Annotated in this window: 19 protein-coding genes; 11 read left to right on the top strand and 8 right to left on the bottom strand. The window is 67.3% G+C overall.

Features of this window, described 5'->3' with window-relative positions; translation table 11 throughout:
* The first annotated feature begins 72 nt into the window (after nucleotides 1–72).
* The 5 genes from PUT80_RS22460 (at nucleotide 73) to PUT80_RS22440 (ending at nucleotide 5,359) form a co-directional block, all read left to right on the top strand.
* Nucleotides 73–1,893 (top strand): phosphoenolpyruvate carboxykinase (GTP), encoded by a 1,821-nt coding sequence (locus PUT80_RS22460; RefSeq protein ID WP_275293335.1) that lies wholly within the window; start codon nucleotides 73–75, stop codon nucleotides 1,891–1,893.
* A gap of 86 nt (nucleotides 1,894–1,979) precedes the next feature.
* Nucleotides 1,980–2,873, top strand: a complete 894-nt coding sequence (locus tag PUT80_RS22455; RefSeq protein ID WP_275293334.1) for a TIGR03621 family F420-dependent LLM class oxidoreductase — start codon at nucleotides 1,980–1,982, stop codon at nucleotides 2,871–2,873.
* Nucleotides 2,870–3,475, top strand: coding sequence for an ABC transporter ATP-binding protein (locus tag PUT80_RS22450; RefSeq protein ID WP_343076896.1), 606 nt, complete (start codon nucleotides 2,870–2,872; stop codon nucleotides 3,473–3,475). The genes PUT80_RS22455 and PUT80_RS22450 overlap by 4 nt, the downstream gene beginning before the upstream one ends.
* Nucleotides 3,469–4,737, top strand: coding sequence for a DUF6297 family protein (locus PUT80_RS22445; protein ID WP_275293332.1), 1,269 nt, complete (start codon nucleotides 3,469–3,471; stop codon nucleotides 4,735–4,737). The genes PUT80_RS22450 and PUT80_RS22445 overlap by 7 nt, the downstream gene beginning before the upstream one ends.
* Nucleotides 4,738–4,783: 46 nt before the next feature.
* Nucleotides 4,784–5,359 carry an EndoU domain-containing protein gene (locus tag PUT80_RS22440; RefSeq protein ID WP_037809021.1) on the top strand — a complete coding sequence of 192 codons (576 nt, stop codon included), beginning with the start codon at nucleotides 4,784–4,786 and terminating at the stop codon, nucleotides 5,357–5,359.
* A 4-nt stretch (nucleotides 5,360–5,363) separates the two neighbouring features.
* On the opposite strand, the gene PUT80_RS22435 is transcribed toward PUT80_RS22440, so the two are convergent.
* On the bottom strand, nucleotides 5,364–6,077 hold the full coding sequence (locus tag PUT80_RS22435; protein WP_275293331.1) for an SDR family oxidoreductase: 714 nt from the start codon (nucleotides 6,075–6,077) through the stop codon (nucleotides 5,364–5,366).
* Nucleotides 6,078–6,153: 76 nt separating this feature from the next.
* On the opposite strand from PUT80_RS22435, the gene PUT80_RS22430 reads away from it, so the two are divergent.
* From PUT80_RS22430 to PUT80_RS22420, 3 genes are all read left to right on the top strand, one after another.
* The gene (locus tag PUT80_RS22430; RefSeq protein ID WP_275293330.1) at nucleotides 6,154–6,999 is read left to right on the top strand and encodes a LysR family transcriptional regulator; all 846 of its coding nucleotides are present in this window, start codon (nucleotides 6,154–6,156) and stop codon (nucleotides 6,997–6,999) included.
* Nucleotides 7,000–7,134: 135 nt separating this feature from the next.
* On the top strand, nucleotides 7,135–7,350 hold the full coding sequence (locus tag PUT80_RS22425) for a hypothetical protein (RefSeq protein WP_043831689.1): 216 nt from the start codon (nucleotides 7,135–7,137) through the stop codon (nucleotides 7,348–7,350).
* Nucleotides 7,347–7,724 (top strand): hypothetical protein, encoded by a 378-nt coding sequence (locus tag PUT80_RS22420; RefSeq protein WP_275293329.1) that lies wholly within the window; start codon nucleotides 7,347–7,349, stop codon nucleotides 7,722–7,724. The genes PUT80_RS22425 and PUT80_RS22420 overlap by 4 nt, the downstream gene beginning before the upstream one ends.
* A gap of 303 nt (nucleotides 7,725–8,027) precedes the next feature.
* Here the strand turns inward: PUT80_RS22420 and PUT80_RS22415 are convergent, their stop codons facing one another.
* Entirely contained in the window at nucleotides 8,028–8,297 is a 270-nt protein-coding gene (locus PUT80_RS22415; protein ID WP_037809018.1) for a helix-turn-helix transcriptional regulator, read from the bottom strand.
* A gap of 304 nt (nucleotides 8,298–8,601) precedes the next feature.
* Here PUT80_RS22415 and PUT80_RS22410 point away from each other — a divergent pair, with 304 nt between their 5' ends.
* Nucleotides 8,602–8,880, top strand: a complete 279-nt coding sequence (locus tag PUT80_RS22410) for a DUF3311 domain-containing protein (protein WP_043831686.1) — start codon at nucleotides 8,602–8,604, stop codon at nucleotides 8,878–8,880.
* Nucleotides 8,877–10,541, top strand: coding sequence for a sodium:solute symporter (locus tag PUT80_RS22405; protein WP_275293328.1), 1,665 nt, complete (start codon nucleotides 8,877–8,879; stop codon nucleotides 10,539–10,541). Before PUT80_RS22410 ends, PUT80_RS22405 begins: the two co-directional genes overlap by 4 nt.
* Before the next feature lie 7 nt (nucleotides 10,542–10,548).
* On the opposite strand, the gene PUT80_RS22400 is transcribed toward PUT80_RS22405, so the two are convergent.
* Nucleotides 10,549–11,199 (bottom strand): hypothetical protein, encoded by a 651-nt coding sequence (locus PUT80_RS22400; RefSeq protein WP_275293327.1) that lies wholly within the window; start codon nucleotides 11,197–11,199, stop codon nucleotides 10,549–10,551.
* A gap of 82 nt (nucleotides 11,200–11,281) precedes the next feature.
* Between PUT80_RS22400 and PUT80_RS22395 the strand changes: the two genes are divergently transcribed.
* Nucleotides 11,282–11,857 (top strand): peroxidase-related enzyme, encoded by a 576-nt coding sequence (locus tag PUT80_RS22395; RefSeq protein ID WP_037809430.1) that lies wholly within the window; start codon nucleotides 11,282–11,284, stop codon nucleotides 11,855–11,857.
* Here PUT80_RS22395 and PUT80_RS22390 read toward each other — a convergent pair.
* The 5 genes from PUT80_RS22390 to PUT80_RS22370 form a co-directional block, all read right to left on the bottom strand.
* A complete protein-coding gene (locus tag PUT80_RS22390) occupies nucleotides 11,845–12,132 on the bottom strand; it encodes a hypothetical protein (RefSeq protein ID WP_037809011.1) in 288 nt (95 codons plus the stop codon). The two genes, PUT80_RS22395 and PUT80_RS22390, sit on opposite strands and share 13 nt — an antisense overlap.
* Entirely contained in the window at nucleotides 12,133–13,062 is a 930-nt protein-coding gene (locus PUT80_RS22385; RefSeq protein ID WP_037809429.1) for a bifunctional helix-turn-helix transcriptional regulator/GNAT family N-acetyltransferase, read from the bottom strand.
* 261 nt (nucleotides 13,063–13,323) lie between these two features.
* Nucleotides 13,324–13,473, bottom strand: a complete 150-nt coding sequence (locus PUT80_RS22380) for a hypothetical protein (protein WP_162836041.1) — start codon at nucleotides 13,471–13,473, stop codon at nucleotides 13,324–13,326.
* Nucleotides 13,474–13,729: 256 nt separating this feature from the next.
* Nucleotides 13,730–14,920 (bottom strand): ATP-binding protein, encoded by a 1,191-nt coding sequence (locus PUT80_RS22375; protein ID WP_275293326.1) that lies wholly within the window; start codon nucleotides 14,918–14,920, stop codon nucleotides 13,730–13,732.
* 130 nt (nucleotides 14,921–15,050) lie between these two features.
* Nucleotides 15,051–15,809: a MerR family transcriptional regulator gene (locus tag PUT80_RS22370; RefSeq protein ID WP_275293325.1), complete on the bottom strand. Its 759-nt coding sequence runs from the start codon at nucleotides 15,807–15,809 to the stop codon at nucleotides 15,051–15,053.
* Between the last annotated feature and the right edge of the window lie 185 nt (nucleotides 15,810–15,994).

The following is a 15,994-nucleotide window of genomic DNA, read 5'->3' as shown; positions in this document are numbered from 1 at the left end:
CAACGAAGCCCGCACCAAGAACACTGTCGTTCGCGGTGTGGGCTCTTTTGTCGTCGGAAGTCAGGAGTAGAGATGACCGCAGTCGCCATCCCCGGACTGGACAACGCGCCGACGACGCACAGTGGCGTGCTGTCCTGGGTCCGGGAGGTCGCCGAGCTGACCACCCCGGACCGCGTGGTGTGGGTCGACGGGTCTGACGAGGAAGCCGCCCGGATCAACCAGGAGCTGGTCGACGCCGGCACCTTCGTGAAGCTGGACGCCAAGCCGAACTCCTACTGGGCCACCTCGGACCCCGACGACGTCGCGCGGGTCGAGAACCGCACCTTCATCTGTTCGAAGGAAGAGAAGGACGCGGGCCCGACGAACAACTGGGTCGACCCGGCCGAGATGAAGGCCACCATGACGGAGCTGTACCGCGGCTGCATGGCCGGGCGCACGATGTACGTCATCCCGTTCTGCATGGGCCCGCTCGGCGACGAAAACCCCAAGCTGGGCATCGAAATCACCGACTTCGCCTACGTCGTCGCGTCGATGCGCGTGATGACCCGGGCAGGCAAGGCCGCGCTGGACAAGTTCATCGCGCCGGACGGTTCGGAGCGCGAGTTCGTGCCCGCGCTGCACTCGGTCGGCAAGCCGCTGGCCCCGGGCGAGAAGGACGTCGCCTGGCCGTGCAACGAGACCAAGTACATCTCGCACTTCCCGGAGGAGCGGCTGATCTGGAGCTACGGCTCTGGCTACGGCGGCAACTCGTTGCTGGGCAAGAAGTGCTACTCGCTGCGCATCGGCTCGGTCATCGCCCGTGACGAGGGCTGGCTCGCCGAGCACATGCTGATCCTCAAGCTGATCTCGCCCGAGGACAAGGTCCACTACGTCGCGGCGGCGTTCCCGAGCGCCTGCGGCAAGACCAACCTCGCCATGCTGCAGCCGACCATCCCCGGTTGGCGCGCGGAGACCCTCGGCGACGACATCGCGTGGATGCGCTTCGGCGAGGACGGCCGCCTGTACGCGGTCAACCCGGAGTACGGCTTCTTCGGCGTCGCGCCGGGCACCGACAACCACACGAACCCGAACGCCATGCGCACGATCGAGAAGGGCAACACGGTCTTCACGAACGTGGCGCTCACCGACGACGGCGACGTGTGGTGGGAGGGCATGGAGAACAAGCCCGCGCACGCCACCTCGTGGAAGCACCAGGACTGGACGCCCGACTCGGAGGAGAAGGCCGCCCACCCGAACTCGCGTTACTGCGTGCCGATGTCGCAGTGCCCGATCCTCGCGCCGGAGTGGGACGACCCGAAGGGCGTGCCGATCTCGGCGATCCTGTTCGGCGGTCGGCGCAAGACGACGGTGCCGCTGGTGAACCAGGCCCGCGACTGGCAGCACGGTGTGTTCATGGGCGCGACCATGTCGTCGGAGACCACCGCCGCTGCGGTCGGCGTGGTCGGCAACGTGCGCCGCGACCCGATGGCGATGCTGCCGTTCCTCGGCTACCACGCCGGCGACTACTTCAACCACTGGCTGGACCTGGGCAAGAACGCCGACGCGAACAAGCTGCCGAAGATCTTCTACGTCAACTGGTTCCGCCGCGGCGACGACGGCCGCTTCCTGTGGCCGGGCTTCAGCGAGAACTCGCGCGTGCTCAAGTGGGTGCTCGAGCGCGTCGAGGGCAAGGGCAACGCGGTCGAGACCCCGATCGGGTTCGTGCCGAACGCCGAGGACCTCGACCTCGAGGGCCTTTCCGAGCCGGTCGAGGACATCCAGGCCGCGCTGGAGGTGCGCAACGAGGAGTGGCGCGAGGAACTGCCGCTCATCGAGGAGTGGTTCGCGAAGATCGGCGAGGTGCCGTCCTCGCTGCGCGACGAGCTGGACGCGCTGGCCCAGCGTCTGGGCTGACGCCACAGCCGCGCCTGAGAAGGGGACGTTCGCACCGGGCGCGGACGTCCCCTTCTTCGTCGCCGGGAAACGGTAGCGTGGGCCGCATGGCCTCTGTTGGGGAGAAGACTTTCCGGTTCGGCGTGAACCTGGTGCGGCCGGGCCCGCGTGACGAGTGGGTCGTGAAATGCCGCCGGGTCGAGGAACTCGGCTACGACGTGCTGAGCGTGGCCGACCACCTCGGCATCGCGCCGCCGTTTCCCGCGCTCGTGCTGGCCGGTGCGGTCACCGAACGGGTGCGGCTCAACACTTTCGTGCTCAACGCGCCGTTCTACAACCCGGTGCTGCTCGCGCGCGAGGTCGCGGGCACCGACCAATTCGTGTCCGGACGGCTCGAACTCGGGCTCGGCGCCGGTTATGTCAAAGCGGAGTTCGAAGCGGCCGGAATGCCGTTTCCCAGTGCGGGTGCCCGAGTCGATCACCTCGAACTCGCGATCAAGGAACTCGCGCGGCTGTACGCGGATTCGGAATACGCGCCGAAACCCGTGCAGTCCGGCGGTCCCCCGTTGATGATCGGCGGCCGCGGCGACCGGTTGCTTTCGCTCGCCGCCGAACACGCGGCGACGATTGCCTTCAGCGGCATGGCAAAGGTGCGCGACGGTGCGCCGCTGATGCTGGCGACGGCGGACGCGGTGGAAGAACGCACGCGGTTTGTCACTGAGCGGCTCGCCGGCCGCGACGCGGAATTCAACCTGCTCGTGCAATTCGTCCAGATCACTGATGATCGCGAAAGCGCGCTGCGCGAAATCCATGCGCGCCTCAGCGACACGCTCACGCTGGACGAATTGGCTGAAGTGCCCACAGTCCTGGTCGGCACCGTCGAGGAAATCGCCGAGCAGCTCGTCGCGCATCGCGCTCGGTTCGGTTTCAGCTATTTCACTGTCCTCGAGCCGAATCTCGAAGTGCTGGCCCCGGTGGTGGAGCTGCTGTGTCGCCGATAGTGGACGCGCGCGGGCTCGGCGTGAAGGCCGGTGACCTGTGGCTGTTGGAGGATCTCGATTTCTCCGTCGACCCCGGCGAATGCGCCGTGCTCGTCGGGCCTAACGGCGTCGGGAAATCCACCTTGATGCGGTGTCTGTACGGGATGCAGGAACCGCAGCGGGGCCGGGTGCTGATCGACGGAGCCAAACCGGACGAACGCAGTGTTTCCTTCCGTCGCAAGGTTTCCGTGCTCTTCGACGATTCCGACTTCTTCGCCGAACTGACTCCGATGCAGCACCTGGAACTGCTCTCCGGCTCGTTCGGCGAAGACCTCGGCGATTACGACGAACTGCTCGCGGACGCGGGGCTCGGTGAACGCGCCCGCGTCACCGCCGGGCATTTCTCGGCCGGGCAGCGTCGCCGGTTGCTGCTGCTCGGCGTCACCGCGCGGCCGCATCGCGTGCTGTTACTGGACGAGCCGGAACGCGCGCTCGACACCGCGGGCAAGGAATGGCTGGTCAAGCTGATCGGCCGCTCCACCGCGGCGGGGGCGGCAGTTGTCGTTGCCACGCATCATCAACCGTTGCTGGACACGGCAGACAGCGTGCTCGAACTGTGGTGACCCGGTTGCGTGTGCCCGGCCGTAAACGGTTCGGTGGCATTTTCAGCGGTGACAGTCCTACGTTCGTGCTGATCTTCGGGGTCGGCTTCCTGTTCACCGCCTTTTTCCGCACCGACGCCTGGCATCGAGTCCTTTTTGGACCGTCCGCAGTGGACTACTCGGCGGTGCTCGGCCTGGTCGCGTTGTGCGCCGCGGTGGGCTGGCGAAGCCTGTTGCGCCGCGGGTTCGTCTGGGCCGAACCGGCCGAGCTGACCTGGATGGATTTCGCGCAGGTGGACCGTCGCCGCGTCGTGGCGACCCGGCTGGCCGGCGTGCTCACCGGATTCGTGGTGGTGATCGGATATCTCGCCGCGCTGATGCTGGCGGTCGGCGGCAGTTCGGTCGACTGGTGGCGGGCCGCCGCGGCCCTCGTCGCGGGCGGCACGATCCTCGCGTTCACCACCGCGCGGCGCACCGCGTTCCTTTTCGAAGCCGCTGGACCGCTGCTGCTCGCGGTGGCCGGCGTCGTCATCGCCGCGGCGAGGCTCGACGCGATGGCGGTGCAGTACGTCGGCGCGGCGCTCGCGTTGTGCGGGCTGTTGCTGGCTTTTGGCGGCGAAGCGGTCAGCGGCGCCGGTCGCGCGGTGCTGCTGGACGGCTGGAACGCGCGGGTCCTGCGCGCGATGGCGGTGACGTTCCTCGACCCGATGATGATGCTGCCGGAGTCCGCGTCCGCCGGTTCGTGGTCGCTGCGCCCGCCCACCGCGTTCCGGCTCGCGTGGGTCGGAATCGTCGGCCGTTCCCGGTACGCGGGCGCGGTTTTGTTAGTGGCTTTCGCGGTAGCCGTCGGACATGTTGCTGTTCCCACTCTGCCGGGACCGGTGCTCATCGGCATCGGCGCGTACGTCGCGCTTACTCCTTTCGGGGCCGGTCTCGGCGTGCTGTGGCGGAATCCGGGTCGGCGACGGTGGCTGGGCTCGTCGTCGCAGGAGCTGGTGATCGCCCACGGTGTCGCGCTGACGGTGGTCGCCCTGGTTTGGTGCGTTCTGCTCTCAGTGGCGCTTTTGGCTTTGGGCACCGCGTTTTCGCCGCTCTCGTGGGTGACCGTCGCCCTGGCGGTGCTGTCGGTGTTGCGCACCGTCACGCGGCAACCGGTCGACTACAGCAGCGCGGGTTTCGTCGACACCCCCGCTGGCCCGATGCCGGCAAACCTTATGCGGCAACTGTTCCGCGGTCCGGACCTGCTGGCGGTCGGAATCCTGGTGCTGGCACAACTCGGCTGAACGGCGTAGTCCGGGTTAGGCTCCGTGCCGACGAGAGGAGCCGAACGTGGGCGGTGGACACGCTTCCGGCATCGGACGCAGGGCGACGTGCGAGTTCCCGCCCGGATGGAGCGACGAGCAGATCATCGCGGTGGTCAAGGACGTCGCCAACGATCCGGGCGAACCCCGGCGGCAGCAGTACAACGGCCGCTGGCGCTGCGTCGGCGAACGCTACGGCGTGCGCGTGGTCGTCCTGGTCAACGGCGACGGGAACGTGCACACCAGCTACCCGCTGCCGGGCCCCGGCGTCGTCCGGAACGCGGACGCCGCGCGAGACCCGGCGAACCCGACCGTCGACGACCGCGCGGGCAACCGGATCAGCTACTTCGTCGACAGCGTCCTGCGCCTGCTCGCCGACCGGATGCCTGCCGAAGACCTCGAGCACTACCGCGATCTGCAGTGGTCCGGCGAATGGGAGGAGCTGGCCGACACCCTGGCCGCGCACTTCGAGGTGACCGGCATCCAGCTCAACCCGGACGAGTACGCGGACTTCGAGAAGCTGCTGAACTCGTTCGAACTGCCGGTCCGCGACTGCCGCTACCTCAACGACCGCGAACGGGTCCTCGCCGACCTGCGCGGCTGAGGCGTCACCAGGGGACCTCACCCGCGTCGTCGAAGAATCCGCCGCGCGGCCCGTCGTCCGGCAAGGTCGCGAGTTTGACCGCGATCGCCGCGCCCTGCTCGGGCGTCCTGGTTCCGGCGTAGCCGTTGAAATCCGTTGCCACGTAACCGGGACACGCGGCGTTGATGATGACGTTCGTGTCGGCGAGCGCGCGGGCGTACTGCACGGTGATGCTGTTGAGCATCGTCTTCGAGGGCGCGTAAGCGGCGAGGATCGGTCCGGTTCGCAGCTTCAGCGAACCCATGTTGCTGGACAGGTTGACGATGCGCGGCGACTCGGCGCGGCGTAGCAGCGGCAGCATCGCGTTCGTGACCCGGACGACGCCGAAGACGTTCGTGTCGAGGACCGTGCGGAGGACGTCGAGGTCGAGTGTCGTCGGATCCTGGGCACCGCCGTCGAACGGGCCGCTGATGCCGGCGTTGTTGACCAGGACGTCGAGCCGTTCGATGGACTTGGCCGCGGCGGCGACGCTGTCGTCGGAGGTGACGTCGAGCGCGACCCCGAACGCGTCGATGCCCGCGCCGCGCAGCTCTTTGACGGCCTGCTCGCGGTTGTTTTCGTCCCGCGCACCCACGGCGACGGTGAAGCCGATCGAGCCGAGGCCGTGCGCGATGGCGAGGCCGATTCCCTTGTTCGCGCCGGTGACCAGCGCGGTCTTCGTGTCGTTCACTCCTTCCATGGTCGGCGCGGGTTCCTGTCGCGTCCAAGATCAAGTGAGTCCGCTGTGATACCCGCGGGGTATTACGCTGGCGCTGGTGGATGACCTCGAGACCCGCGAACTCCGCTACTTCGCCGCGGTCGCCGAAGAACTGCACTTCGGCCGCGCCGCCGAACGGCTCGGGATCGCTCAGCCGCCGCTCTCGCGCGCGATCGCCCAGCTGGAGCGACGGCTCGGCGTCCAGCTCCTCGAACGCAACCGCCGCGGCGTCGCGCTGACCGAGGCAGGCCGGGTCCTGTTGCGCGAATCCCGGCTGGCCCTCGCCGCCGTCGCGGCCGCTGCCCGGCGTACGCGTCGAGCCGGGAATCATCCGCTGGTACTGGCGACCAAAGCCGGAGCGTCGCACGACCTCCTGCAGCGGCTCTTGGCCGCGGCTCCGCCGGTCGAGATCCTGCTCTGCGAGGTCGGCGAGCAAGCCGGACTGCTGCGCGACGGTTCGGCGGACGTGGCGATCATGCACCGCCCGTACGACGACCTCGCCGGCTTCGACACCGAGGATCTCCAGGTCGAGGGCCAGGTCGCGATCCTGCCGGCCGCCCATCCGCTCGCCGCGCGGGAAACGCTGACCCTGGCCGAGGTCAGCGACGTGCCGGACCTGCCGATCGCCCGCTGGCCTCGCCTCGACGGCAGCTACCCGGACGGTCCTGGCCCGGAGGTGCGCACCCAGTCGACGCTCGCCCAGCTCGTCGCGCTCGGCCGGACACTGCTGGTAATCCCCGCGTCGAGCCGGGCCTGGCAGTGGCCGGAACACGTCGCGGTCCCGGTCGTCGACGCCCCGGACGTCACCACGGTGATCGGCTGGCCGCCGAACAGCCGCTCCCCCGAGGTGGCCGCACTCGTCCGCGCCGCGGTGGCGCTACGCGAGGAGTCGCCGGTCAGCTGAGCTGCCGGACTTGTCCACAGGGGAATCGTCCGGCCAGCGGTTGCCTGTTCTCAACACAGTGACAACTTCACTCGATCAAGTTGATCGTCTAGCCCGCCCTTGATGCTTGCCTCTACCCCGGGCTAGACATACGATGTGAAGAGGCGTGAAGTCATCAAGAAAATCGCTGCTGCGGCCAGAAGGCAGGAGGCGGAGTGGATCTTGGCGCGAGAAGGTGCCAATCACACCGTCTACACGCTGAATGGCGTGGTGGTGCCGATCCCGCGCCACAACGAGCTGGGCGAGATCTTCTCGGTTGACATCTTCAAGGAGTGCGAGTGCGTCCTGGGGAAGGGATGGTGGAAGAAATGAAGACCTACCACGCAGACGTCACCCGTGACGGAAAGTTCTGGCTCATCCGAGTTCGTGAGATCGACCGATCCACCCAAGCTCTCCGTTATAGGGACGTCGCAGCGATGGCGAACGACCTCATCGAGATCATGGAAGACCTTCGCGGCGACGAGTACGACCTTCATCTCACGGTGCATCTGCCTAGCTCGGTAAAGGATCACCAAGCTCGCGCCGAGGTGCTCCGCGCGGAAGCTCAGCGCAAGCAGGCAGAGGCGGCAGCCGAAAACCGTGCAGCGGTACAAGAACTGCTCTCGTTGGGACTTTCCCAGCGGGAGGCAGGCGATGTACTCGGCGTGTCGTTCCAGCGTGTCAGCCAGCTGGCGAAGTCATCCTGAGGCAACCCTGTCACTCGTGACGGACGTCACCAAGTGACAGCGGAGGGCGTGACCGGGCAGTAGCGCACCCGGAACCTCGCGCTACGACGGAGATCAGAACGCTCCCGCGCGGCGCAACGACCGTGCTGACCAGGCCGCACGCCACATTTGCCCGCAGCCGACACCGTGACATGGACTAAGCAACTATCACTTCTCATTTCGAACTTCGGTTGCCCGTTCTGCTTGCTGCGCTGCCCTCGACGGCAGGATCCACCCGATCTGCCTCAACCGTCCCGCGGTACTGCCCGATCAGCCTGGAAAACCTCAGCTGGCCTGCGAAAACGCCGCCGCGTCGCCCTCGCACGCGACGCGCACCCGGTCCAGCGGCATCCCCACCGCGTCAGCGATCGCGGCGACGGTGAAGAACGCGGGCGTCGGGATCCGTCCGGTCTCGATCTTGCGCAGGGTTTCGACCGAAATGCCCGCTTCTGCGGCCACGTCGACCATGCTGCGTCCGGCCCGGGCGGCGCGTAGCACCAGGCCGAGCCGCTCGCCGCGGGAGCGTTCTTCGTCGGTGAGGGGCACGCGGACCATGCCGTTCAGTTTAGCCACAGAGTTGTCCACTGCCTGTGGATAACTCTGTGCACAAGCTGCCCAACCCCGTGGACAACCGCCGTCTGGCACAAGCTCTTGGGGCATTCGGGGCGGCCCGGTCCCGCCGATAGGGGTAGCGAACGGCTCGAAGGGGCCGCGCGGAAGCGGGTTGTCCCCGAGGTTGTCCACACCCTGGAACGTGTTCGTAGTGCTGATCGAATCGATATCGAACTCGTATGACGGCGGGATGACCGGGGTCTAGGGTCAGGCGGTCGCGTGTCACGTGAGTGTTAGGTGAGGTTCGATGTCCACTGCCAAACCGGGCGGTCGGGTGCGCGGGTTCCAGTTCAGTGCCTGGAACCTGCTGTTGCTGATCCCGTTGCTGATCCTGGTCACGCCGCTGTTCAACTTCGACGGGCCGCGGCTGTTCGGCCTTCCGTTCTTCTACTGGTTCCAGCTGGCGTTCGTGGTGCTGGGCGTGCTGTGCACCGGCATCGTCTACCTGGCCACCAAGAACAAGCCGCGGGGCGGCGGCCGGGACGAGCTGAGCGTTGACGACCTGGACGAGGGGGACGCCCGATGAGCAACATCCAGTGGGTCGAACTCATCGTCTTCGCGTTCCTGTTCCTCGTCGTCACCGTGCTCGGCTTCGTCGCCTCGCGGTGGAAGGCCGGCGGCGGCCTCGACCACCTCGACGAATGGGGCCTCGGCGGCCGCAAGTTCGGTTCGTGGATCACCTGGTTCCTGCTGGGCGGCGACCTCTACACCGCGTACACCTTCGTCGCCGTGCCCGCGCTCGTGTTCAGCGCCGGCGCGCTCGGCCTGTACGCGCTGCCTTACACGATCGTCGTCTACCCGATCGTCCTGCTGCCCGCGCTGCGCATGTGGTCGGTCAGCCGTTCGCGCGGCTACGTGACCCCCGCCGACTTCGTCCGCGGCCGCTTCGGTTCGCCGACGCTGGCGCTGCTGGTCGCGATCACCGGCATCGTCGCGACCATGCCGTACATCGCGTTGCAGCTGGTCGGCCTGGAAGCCGTGCTGCGCACGATGGGCATCAACGGTTCCGGCATCGTCGGGCACCTGCCGCTGCTGATCGCGTTCGTGATCCTGGCGCTCTACACGTATCAGTCCGGCCTGCGGGCCCCCGCGCTGATCGCGTTCGTCAAGGACATCCTGATCTACATCGTGATCATCGTGGCGGTCATCTACCTGCCCTCGAAGCTCGGCGGCTGGGACCACATCTTCAACACCGCCAAGGAAACGCTCGCCAAGCCGAATCCGAAGACGGGCAAGCCGTCCGGTTCGATCCTGCTGACCTCGAGCAACCAGCTGCAGTACGCGACGCTGGCGCTGGGTTCGGCACTCGCGCTGTTCCTGTACCCGCACTCGCTCACGAGCGTGCTCGCCTCGCGCGGCCGCAATGTGATCAAGCGGAACATGGTGGCGCTGCCGGCTTACTCGTTCGTGCTGGGCCTGCTCGCGCTGCTGGGCTACGTCGCGATCTCGGCGGGCGTCAAGCCGCTGACGAACGCCGCCACCGGAAAGCCGGACGGCAACACGATCGTCCCGCTGCTGTTCGACTCGCAGTTCGCGAACTGGTTCGCGGGCATCGCCTTCGCCGCGATCGGCATCGGCGCACTGGTCCCCGCCGCGATCATGTCGATCGCCGCGGCGAACCTGTGGACGCGCAACATCTACAAGGAGTACATCCGCAAGGACGCGACGCCGAAGCAGGAGGCGAAGCAGGCCAAACTGGCGTCGCTGGTGGTCAAGCTGGGTGCGGTGCTGGTGATCATCCTGATCGACCCGCAGTTCTCGATCGACCTGCAGCTGATCGGCGGCGTGCTGATCCTGCAGACCCTGCCCGCGGTGGCGATCGCCCTGTACACGCGCTGGTTCCACAAGGCGGGCCTCATCGCCGGCTGGATCGTCGGCATGGGCTGGGGCCTGATCATGCTGTACGGAATCCCCAACCCCACCAACGGAAAACTCCACTTCGGCGGTTCCGCGCTGGCCATGGGCAACCTGTCGATCTTCGGCTGGCACCCGTTCAGCGGCACCGCCCTGGCCGTGGTCCAGATCTACCCCGGTTTCGTGGCCCTGATCGCGAACATCGTGGTGGCCGCGGTGGTCTCGGTCATCGCACGGGCCCTGAAGTGGAGCCCGGGCAACGACGAAACCGCGCCCGAGGACTACCACGCCGACGAACACGACAAGGACCTGCGCCCGATCGGCGCGCACTGAGTCCTTTTTAGACAGAGGCCTCCGCGTCGGTTTCCGGCGCGGGGGCCTCTTCTGTTTTGCCGATCATCGCCTTCGCGACGACGTACAGGACGACCGCGTTGAGCAAATGCCAGAGGAAATGCGTGCCCGCCGGGAAGTCTCCGCAGATCACCCCGTCGACAGTCCGGAAGGACAACGACAACGCGAACACCGCGGCGGCCATCGTGAAGTGCAGCCAGTACGGATCGCGCTTTACCGCCAACGCGATCGCGAACCCAGCGAGCCCCGCGAGTGCGGGCAGGTACAGCCCGCCGCCGAGTGCCGCCGACGCACCGGTGACGGCCAGGAACGCCGGTGCCCCCAGCCAGGACCACTTGGCTTTCGCCTGCAGGAACACCCGGGGAAAGGCCGCGGCGTAGAACAAGGTGAAGACCAGGATGGCCGCGGAGTCGGCGACCGCTCCCCACCGCGTGGCGACGAGGTGGAACACGCTGCTGGCAACGAAGATCAACCCGATCAGCGCAGCGAGCACCCGCCCGATGCGCTGCCCGCCGGCCCGCCACCAGACCATCCCGGCGGCCACGAGAAAGGCCAGGTTGGCCAGGTCGTTGAGCGGCTCTCCCCAGAGTCCGGGCGCGGTGCGCTCGCAGTAACCGTCCACGTACGCGGTCCAGTTCACGGGGTAAGCAAACCCCTTCCGGGTGAACGGGGCGCATCCGGCCCCCTCCCGTACGCGAACCGCGCGGGTTAGCGTGGGCGGCATGACCAACCCCGTGAGCCGGTTCCCCGTGACGGAACTCGAAGACCTTCCCGACGATCTCCGCGAGCGCATCGGCGCCATCGCGGAGAAATCCGGCTTCACGCCGAACATCTTCCGCGCCTTAGGCCACCGCCCGGCCGAACTGCGGGCCTTCCTCGACTACCACGACGCGCTCATGGAACGCGAAGGCGGACTCACCAAGGCCGAACGCGAGCTCGTCGTCGTAGCCACCTCCGGCGCGAACCACTGCACTTACTGCATCGTCGCGCACGGAGCGATCCTGCGGATCCGCGCCAAGGATCCCGAACTCTCCGACCAGGTCGCGGCGAATCCGTGGCAGGTCGAACTCGACGAGCGCGGCCGGGCGATCCTCGATCTCGCGTTGGCGTTGTCCCACGAGTCCGCGCTGTTCGGCGAGGGCGACCTGGAGGCGGCCCGCGAGGCGGGGCTGACCGAGGACGAGATCTGGGACGTCGGCGCGATCACCGCGTTGTTCGCGATGTCCAACCGGCTCGCGCATCTGACCGCGCTCAAGCCGAATCCGGAGTTTTACTTGATGGGGCGTCAGAAGCGATAGAACGGGCCCGGCAGGTCGCGGCTCATCTGGAACCTCGTGCGCAGCCAGCCGCGCAGGCGGTGCACCGGTTTCGTCCACACTCGCGGCGCGGGCCCGAAATACCTCGGGTCCGCGTGCGGGGTGAACGCGTCGCCGGTCAGGATGACCGCGTCGTGTCCCAGCGGGCAGTGGCCGGACACCGAGATCACGCCGCGCGTCAGATTCTCGACCCAGTCGACCTCGTCGACGCCCAGCAGCGTCCGGCGATCGCACACGGCGCAGTACAAGACGAACATCTATAACTCCCGCCGCCAGGTCTCGCCGGTCACCAACGGCCCGAACGCGTCCGTCTCTTCCTCGCCGACAAGTTCGAACCCGGCACTGCGGTAGATCCCGCGCGCGGCGGCGAGCAGCGACAGCGTCCACAGCTCCATCGACCGATACCCCTGCGCGCTGGCGAATTCGACGCATTCCCGCACCAGTCGTTTGCCGACACCGTGTCCGCGCGCGGCCGGTTCCAGCAGGAGCAACCGGAGCTTCGCGGTGCCTTCCTCGTCGCCGGGGGTGCAGAAAATACTGCCGACTCGTTCGCCGTCGAGTTCGGCGATCCAGCCGGCTTGGCGCGGGTCGCCGCGGTGGTCGGCGAAGTCGGCGATCACGCGCGCGACGAGGGCTTCGAAGCGTTCGTCGAGGCCGTACTCCTCGGCGTACAACGCACCGTGCCGGTGCACCACCCAGCCGAGGTCGCCCGGGCGTGGGGCGCGCAGGGAGATCGTCGGTTCCGGCGCCGATTCGCCGACGAGTGCGGTGATGGTCCCCATCGCGCGGAGCAGACGGCGCTGGTCGGCGTCCGCGAACTGGTCGAGAAGGCTGCCGATCTGGCTGGCCGAACGGTGGTCGAGATCGGCGAAAGCGGCGCGGCCCTCCTCGGTGAGCGTGACGAGCTGGCGGCGCGCGTCGTCAGCGCAGCGTTCCCGGGTGACGAGACCGCGGGTTTCCAGCCTGCCGAGCAGCCTGCTCGCGTAGCCGCCGTCGAGGGACAGCCGTTTGCGCAGATCACTGACCTGCAGCCGGTCCTGTTGGGCGAGTTCGAACAGCACCCGCGCTTCGCTCAGCGAGTATTCGGCGTCGGCGGGTCCCTCGTCGAGGACACCGATCACGCCGGTGTAGAGCCGGTTGAATGCGCGAACCGTGGCAACGCGTTCGGTGAGGACGGAATCCGGCATGGGGACCACCTTGACTCGATCGTTGACTGAGTCAAGCATCGCCCCGCCGTCCGCTCGGGGCAAGGGAATTCCCCCGGTGGTGGGCGAGCGTCCGAAATGGTCCAGACATATGGAAACCCCGTGATGCTGCCAGGTCGGGGGTCCGCCAGCATCACGGGGTCGTAGTGGGTATCGACGCGGCTCTCCGCGGCGTTACACCCAGGATTCACTGTGGTCTAGATCACTCACGTGAGTGACCCACCAACAGGTTATCCGTGCAGGTCAGCGCATGAACGGCTGACGCGCCTGGGCGAGGGCGATGAGCTCCTGGCGGACCGTCGAGGTGGCCGCGGTGTCGATCGCCCGGTTCAGCGCCCGGCGAGTGCGAGCCTCGGCGCGACGGGCACGGAGCTTGGCGGCGATGTTGCTCATTGTCTTCTGCATCCCCTTCAGAGGTCTTCGGTGGCTGTGTCTCTAGTATGCACCTTTTTTCACAAGGAAGCCAACGAATCTACGGTGATATGGGGCACTTGCCGAATAATCATCGGCAGCCACCTGGACTTCACCGGACAGATCTCGTGTTGGCGGTCACAAACCGCTAACGCGCTAACTTCTTCTACGGATATCTAGCAAAATCGCTAGAAACAGCTAGGCGGTCGCATAGACCGGTAGCGAAGGGAAGATCCGCTCAGTCGCGGCCGAGCAGGTAGTGCCCGAAGTGCGGCACGGTGAAGGCGATCTGCCCGCGTTCGGCGGAGTAGACCAGGCCTTTCTTCATGAGACTGTCGCGCGCCGGCGACAGCGACGACGGCTTGCGCCCCAGGTAGACGGCCACATCGGCGGTGCCGGCGGCCTCGTCGCGGCCTTGGGTCAGCTCGGCCATCGCGAGCAGGTACTCGCGTTCGGCGGGCGTGGCGCGTTCGTAGCGCGATCCGAAGAACCCGACCGCCAGCTCCGACTCCGCCTCGGGCGCGGCGACCTGCACGTCCTTGACCGTGATCGGGTCGGCGGGCGCGGCGTCCCAGGCGGCCTTGCCGTAGGCCTGGATGAAATACGGATACCCGCCGGACGCGTCGAACAGCGCGTCGAGCGCCTCCGGTTCGATCCCGGCGTCCTCGCGTTCGATCGGAGCCATCACCGCGTAGTCGGCGTCCTCGCGGCTGAGCCGGTCGATGCGCGAGTAACGGAAGAGCCGCTCGGAGTACGACTTCGACGCCGACAGCACCGCGGGCACGTGCGGCAACCCCGCCCCGACCACGACCAGCGGCGCGCCGGACTGCGACAGCTCATGGCAAGCCGCGCACAGCGCCGAGACGTCGTCCGGCTGCAAGTCCTGGATCTCGTCGATCAGCAGCGCGACGCCGGTGCCGACGTCCGCAGCCAGCTCGGCGACGTCGGTGAACAGCTCGACCAGGTCGATTTCGATGTCGCCGGAATCCGCCCGGCCCTGCGCGGCGGGCACGTCGATGCCGGGCTGCCAGCGGTCGCGCAGCTTCGCGTCCGGCTTGTTCGCCTTGAGCGCGAACGCTTTCAGCACCCCGAGCACTTCCTCGACCCGTTCCGGCGCGCGATGCCGCACGGCGAGGTCGCGGATCGCCCGGTGCAACGCCGCCGACAAGGGACGCCGCAGTTCCGCGTCCGGCCGCGCTTCGATCTTGCCCGCGCCCCACCGGTGCCGGACGGCCATCGACCGCAACTCCCCCAGCAGCACCGTCTTGCCGACCCCGCGCAGACCGGTCAGCACGAGACTGCGCTCCGGCCGTCCGCGAGCGACGCGTTCGAGGACGACCTCGAACGCCTTCAGCTCCCTTTCCCGGCCAGCCAGCTCGGGCGGCCGCTGCCCGGCGCCGGGCGCGAAGGGGTTGCGGATGGGGTCCACTCTGTCACCGTATCGAGGTATCTAGAGCTAGACCGATATTCCGCCATATACAGCTAGTGCGTGTCGCCGAAGGATGGCCGGGTCTGCAGCCCCGTCCATCCTTACCCCCAGCGCCCACTCTGACGGAGCGTTAGTCCGTCAGGTTCCGCTCCGCGTAGATCTTCATCGCGTCGCGGATGTACTCGGCCGTGCCGGGGCCGTGCTTCTCGTCGTACGAGCCGTACCGCGGGTCGTCGACATACATCTGCCCGAGACCGGCGAAGTAGCACTTCGAGATCTCCATCCCGGTAGCCTTCAACCACTCGTGCAGCCGCGCGGTGACCGCCTGCGTTTCGGCCGAACCGGCGGCGTGACCAGCGTCGCGAGCGGCTCCGAACGCGAAGCCGATGTCGACCTGCTCCTGCTGGTGGGCCTTCTTCTCGGCCTCGGACAGCGACCGCCACCACCGGTCGCCCTTGCGGTAGGCGTCGGCGCCCCAGCGCTGGGTGACCTCTTCCTTGTACTGGGTGTGGTCGAACCCGTCGAACATTTCCTCTGCCATGAGTTGTTCACCTCCCTTCAGTTTCCGGAGCGTGGTCCGCACGGACTCGATCTGCCGCCCGATCCGCTGCCGCTCCTTCTCCAGCAGTGCCAGGTGCGTTTCGAGGGCCGCGGCACCGTCGCGTTGGCCGTCGAGCACCTCGGCGATCGCGGGCAGACCCAGTCCCAGTTCGCGCAGCAGCAGGATCCGCTGCAACCGGACGAGCGAGTTCTCGTCGTAGTAGCGGTAACCGTTGCTGCCGATCCGCGTCGGCGGCAGGAGCCCGACGGCGTCGTAATGCCGCAGGGTCCGGCTCGTCGTGCCCGCGGACCGGGCGATGTCCTGGATCGACCATTCCGTCCTGACCACGGCTTCGACGGTAGAGGTTGACGTTGCGGCAAGGTCAAGCACGAAGTCCGCTAGAACTGTCTAGGGTAATCTAGAATAAAAGCAATATTCTCCTAGGTATCGCTAGCTCGGTTCGGCGGGGAGCGTGGCGGGCAATCCCGGTTGTAGGTTCATCTCCAGGGATTCCCGATCAGAGAGGCGAGACC

This window comes from Amycolatopsis sp. La24, assembly GCF_029087445.1.
Taxonomy (GTDB): Bacteria; Actinomycetota; Actinomycetes; order Mycobacteriales; family Pseudonocardiaceae; genus Amycolatopsis; species Amycolatopsis nivea.
Note: the sequence above shows the minus strand (reverse complement) of the source record. Positions and strands in the feature narration are given on the sequence as shown.